General features: G+C 56.6%; 5 protein-coding genes. 1 reads left to right on the top strand and 4 read right to left on the bottom strand.

Translation table 11 applies throughout. The annotated features are described in order from the left end of the window. Positions 1–130 precede the first annotated feature (130 nt). The 3 genes from RI841_RS09815 to RI841_RS09805 all read right to left on the bottom strand — a co-directional run bounded on the left by RI841_RS09815 (position 131) and on the right by RI841_RS09805 (position 2294). Positions 131–1123, bottom strand: coding sequence for a DUF4892 domain-containing protein (locus tag RI841_RS09815; RefSeq protein ID WP_310705421.1), 993 nt, complete (start codon positions 1121–1123; stop codon positions 131–133). A gap of 170 nt (positions 1124–1293) precedes the next feature. Further along, positions 1294–1710, bottom strand: a complete 417-nt coding sequence (tsaA, locus tag RI841_RS09810; RefSeq protein WP_310705420.1) for a tRNA (N6-threonylcarbamoyladenosine(37)-N6)-methyltransferase TrmO — start codon at positions 1708–1710, stop codon at positions 1294–1296. Between the two features lie 92 nt (positions 1711–1802). Continuing rightward, entirely contained in the window at positions 1803–2294 is a 492-nt protein-coding gene (locus tag RI841_RS09805) for a hypothetical protein (RefSeq protein WP_310705419.1), read from the bottom strand. A 705-nt stretch (positions 2295–2999) separates the two neighbouring features. On the opposite strand from RI841_RS09805, the gene nfo reads away from it, so the two are divergent. Beyond that, complete coding sequence (gene nfo, locus RI841_RS09800; protein WP_310705418.1) at positions 3000–3851, top strand: deoxyribonuclease IV; 852 nt, start codon at positions 3000–3002, stop codon at positions 3849–3851. Between the two features lie 85 nt (positions 3852–3936). Here the strand turns inward: nfo and RI841_RS09795 are convergent. Continuing rightward, positions 3937–4684, bottom strand: a 748-nt coding sequence (locus RI841_RS09795; RefSeq protein WP_310705417.1) for an ATP-binding cassette domain-containing protein, incomplete at its 5' end; no start/stop codon positions are given.

The raw sequence follows: 4684 nt of genomic DNA, 5'->3' as shown, positions 1-4684 counted from the left end.
CGCTGTTGCGGCTGCTGACCTGCCTTGGTCACGACGACAGCAACCATGCCGTGCATGAGGGCACCCCCCGGTTGAACACCGTCATTCGGCATCCTGATGAATGAGGCGAGATGAAATTTTCCGGCTTTACCTATTTCTTCACAATTGCCACACGTCGATTCTGAGCTCGGCCTTCTTGAGTCTCATTGGTTGCAATGGGCGCTAATGGGCCTACACCTTTAGGGGTAAGCCTGTTTGCATCGACATCATGGTGTTCGACCAATGCTTCGACTACCGATGCAGCCCGCCGCTCTGAAAGGGCCATGTTGTAATCAAGTGCCCCCTGGCTATCGGTGTGCCCGACAACATAAAAACGCATACCAGACTCTTGATGGACAAGCTTCGCAATTTCCTCCAAGGCCACGTCGGACTCATCTTTTAACGTTGCCTTCCCGGTATCAAAGTAAATCTCCTGAATAGAGACAGATCCGCCACGGCCAATCTCACTGGCCATGGCGTCGGCGTCGATTGTGATCTTGTCCTCCTCCATCGACGTTTCTTCAACAATATCCAGCTGGATGCCAGGCCCGTCGGCAGATTGGGTTCGTGAAACCGTCAGGGCCACGTACACATTCCCCTCCCCTGCACGGCTAAGCTCGGCGGACAGATACCGGAAATCATCCTCGCTCACCAAAAGATTTTTCTCCAGCACCTCCGAGGGCAGTGGCTGGTTCACTTCTCCATAATCGTACAAAATTGAAGTCCACCTCCAGGAAAGCTCTTCATTAGTTCCTGAAAACAATATCTCAAATCCTGCCTCTTTGAGGGCTAACTCATAATTCTTGTACACCTCGAACGTGGAATAATCTTCTGGGGTACTATACTGGATTCTTGTTACCTTCCCGGCAACTCTCCGACTCTCGGATAAATTCCTTTCATCGTCAAGCCCTCCAAGTGGAAGAACGTACTCATCAAATCCTACCTGTTCATGATAAACAATAGTTGAACCAGGAAATCTGGAAATTAGAGGATGGTCCTCGCTACCCGCGACATCTTCTCCATGAGCTACACTTGAAAAAACGGCGGTCCAGAAAAGCAATAAAAAACAAGAAAGCATAAATAATATATTTCGTTTCTCGATCATCTTAGACACCTCTTTTAAAAATAACAACACTGCGCATAAGCTGCACGAAAATGAATGTTGAGATAATAAATAATGAACGGAGAATTAAAAATACAGAAAGTGGCTAGACCTGGCGAGGCGTATCCGCTTAATGCGCGGCTCATACCGCCTGTTGTTGGCAATAATTGGCATCAATGCTGATTGGAAAGAACAGGTTTTATATCAATCACCGGGGTGCCGTCGAGTGCTTCTAAGGGACTTACTTTCAAACGTGCGGGCTCAGCAGTCTCTAGCACCTGAACGCGGTGCAAACCAATAGGATTTGGTCGATCCGGCGCACGGGTAGCGAAGACTCCCTTCAGGGGATTATCGGGATTGTTTCGAGGATGTACCTGTAATACACTACGGTCACTCTGGTGAAGCCATGTAAGTAGAATGATCTCGCTACCAGAAAAAATTCCATCAATCGCCTTTGTAAATTCTTTATCTATCTCTATCCACGCTTCCGGTGCCCCTTCTGAACCTTGATCAGGAGCGTCTTTTTTGTCAGCAAGTTGAGAGCGGACAAAACCAATTGGACGTATTGAATAGGTGGTTGTAGTGTTCATTGGCTATATCCTTTTGTTAGGCGGTATAACGCTAGCGCTCAGCCGCGCGGCTTTTCCGCGTCGTCTGCAGCGCCTTGTTGGGCCGCTGCGACTCACTCTGCCTTGGCGTCGGCGCCGTGCTCCGAAAGCTGAGCGCCGAACCAGCGATGTATAGCAGTTAACAAGTGAAGATCAGTCGTTTCAAACGTAATCTCAGCGCCCGCGGAAAGTTCCGCATACGAGAGCTTGATGCCCGAGGCTCCAGCTCGAAGCTCCTTAAGCCCCGGCATGTCTGTGCCATGCAGCGTCGCTGGGTCTGAATATTCGCCGCGCTGAAACCTTTCAGCCTCGTGCTTGAGATGCTGCTGGATCAGTGCAATTTGGTCGCTTTCGCTTGGGTCCCGCGCAATCACCCGCTGTACACCTCCCGACTCTGTCATCTTGAAGATGTGTACGGTCTTCGCCATCTCAAAGGGCATTATGTTGTGCGACATCTGGTGGACGCGCTCTTGCGGAGTCTGTGCGAACACCGTGAAACTGCTCAACAGCATAAGAACGGCAACCACGTTCCCCAATTTAAGAACGGCACGCGGGCACGAGCTCATGTAATCCTCCTCCTGATGTCAGTAAACAGAATGGTGCGGCCCAGTAGATTTTAGACGGCGCGTTCTATGACTGGATCCACGTTCCGGCACGATTACAAGGCAAATATAGCCTGCCGATGACCACTTAACCTACTGATTTAAAAAAATTAATTTTAGTTTGTCTATTTATGCAGGATTTGCGTGCTTGCGCATTCCACCATTACCGATAATGGTACGTATATCCATGCATCGAGAGAGGTCAGCCGTATGGATACGCGACTTCATCCGCTTCCGTGGGATCCGGCACCCCGCCAGCATGGGAGCCTCAAAGGTATAGGCGTTTATGGAACCCTTGGCGGTGGAGCGCCAGGGGTCCCCTTCACTGACTGCCTATTACTTGGAAGGCCTCTGGCCTTCTTTCGCGATCTGAAGTCGGAGCGCTGAACCGTCGCTCCCCCAGGACTGCATCGCGCCAATAGGCGAAGGAACCTAATGTTCAGCCACGCTACCGCCCCTACCGGTGCATGTTGACTGAGCGACTGCCCTTCATGCGGTAGTCATCGAGTATCACGCTATGTCTTCTTTCCTCCCTTCCTGCCTGCCGGGCATTTCATCAATGAGCCTATGTGAGCCGGTGTCGTGTTGCAAAGTCGAGTTTTGTCGTGGCGCGGCGTCTTGCGGTGCTATGGTAGGGCTTCACCGAAACGATGATGGAAGGTAACTCGCGTGAAATACCTCGGAGCCCATGTCAGTGCCGCCGGCGGCCCCGACCAGGCGGTGTTGCGCGCCGTGGAGATCGGCGCCGATGCCTTCGCCCTGTTCACCAAGAACCAGCGCCAGTGGAAAGCCAAGCCGCTGACCGACGAGGCCATCGAGGCCTTCCGCACGGCCTGCAAAACGCACGGCTTCAGCCCGGGGCAGATCCTTCCCCACGACAGCTACCTGATCAACCTCGGCCACCCGGAGAGCGCCGGGCTCGAGAAGTCCCGCGCGGCCTTTCTGGACGAGTTCCAGCGCTGCGAGCAGCTCGGCCTCACCCTGCTCAACTTCCATCCCGGCAGCCACCTGAAGAAGATCAGCGAAGGCGAGTGCCTCACCCGCATCGCCGACTCCATCAACCAGGTGCTCGCCGAGACGCGTGGCGTGACGGCGGTGATCGAGAACACGGCCGGCCAGGGCACCAACCTGGGCTGGCGCTTCGAGCATCTGGCCGAGATCATCGACCAGGTCGATGACACATCGCGGGTCGGGGTCTGCCTCGATACCTGCCACGCCTTCGCCGCCGGCTACGACCTGCGCACCCCGGAGGCCTGCACCGCCACGCTGGATGAATTCGACAAGGTCGTGGGCTTTGCGTACCTGCGCGGCATGCACCTGAACGATGCCAAGAGCGAGTTCGCCAGCCGCGTCGATCGTCATCACAGCCTGGGCCAGGGCAACATCGGGCTGGACGCCTTCACCACCCTCATGCGCGACCCGCGCATCGACGAGATTCCCATGGTGCTGGAAACCGTCGAGCCGGCGATCTGGGCCGAGGAGATCGCCTGGCTCCGCGCTCAGGTCCCAGCACCTGAGTGACCCGAGCTGACGCCGCCCTGCCCTGGTTCTAGCCCTCAGTCATGCCCATCGTGCCTTGACGCCCGCCCGGTCAGCCCTGGTTCGATCAGGCCGTCTCGGCCTCGTCCTCGATATCCTCGCCGATAAAGCCGCCGGACTGGCGCCGCCACAGGGCGGCATAGAGGCCGTCCCTGGCCAGCAGTTCCCGGTGGCTGCCGCTCTCGACGATGCCCCCCTCGTCGATGACGACCAGGCGGTCGAGCATGGCAATGGTCGAGAGGCGGTGGGCGATGGCGATCACCGTCTTGCCCTCCATCAGCGCATAGAGCTGCTCCTGGATCGCCGCCTCCACCTCGGAGTCGAGCGCCGAGGTGGCTTCATCCAGCACCAGAATGGGCGCATTCTTGAGCAGCACCCGGGCGATGGCAATGCGCTGGCGCTGGCCGCCGGAGAGCTTCACGCCGCGCTCCCCCACATGGGCATCCAGGCCGCGGCGGCCCTGCAGGTCCACCAGGTCGTCGAGAAAGGTGTCGGCATGGGCGCGGCGTACCGCTTCCCAGATCGCCTCCTCGCTGGCATCAATGCTGCCGTAGCGGATGTTGTCGCGGATGGTGCCGGAGAAGAGGTGGGGCGTCTGGAGCACTACGCCCACGCGCGACTGGATGGCGTGCAGGGAGAGATCCCGGTAGTCGCGCCCGCCGATGCGGATCGCCCCCCGCTTGGGCTCGTAGAAGCGACAGATCAGATTGACGATGGTTGTCTTGCCGCCGCCGGTAGGTCCCACCAGAGCGATCGTCTCGCCAGGGTTGATCTTGAGGGTAAAGTCGCTCAAGATCGGTTTGTCGGGCTCGTAC

Source organism: Halomonas sp., assembly GCF_031581305.1.
Classification (GTDB): Bacteria; Pseudomonadota; Gammaproteobacteria; order Pseudomonadales; family Halomonadaceae; genus Halomonas.
This window is presented reverse-complemented; position numbering and strand designations above follow the sequence as displayed.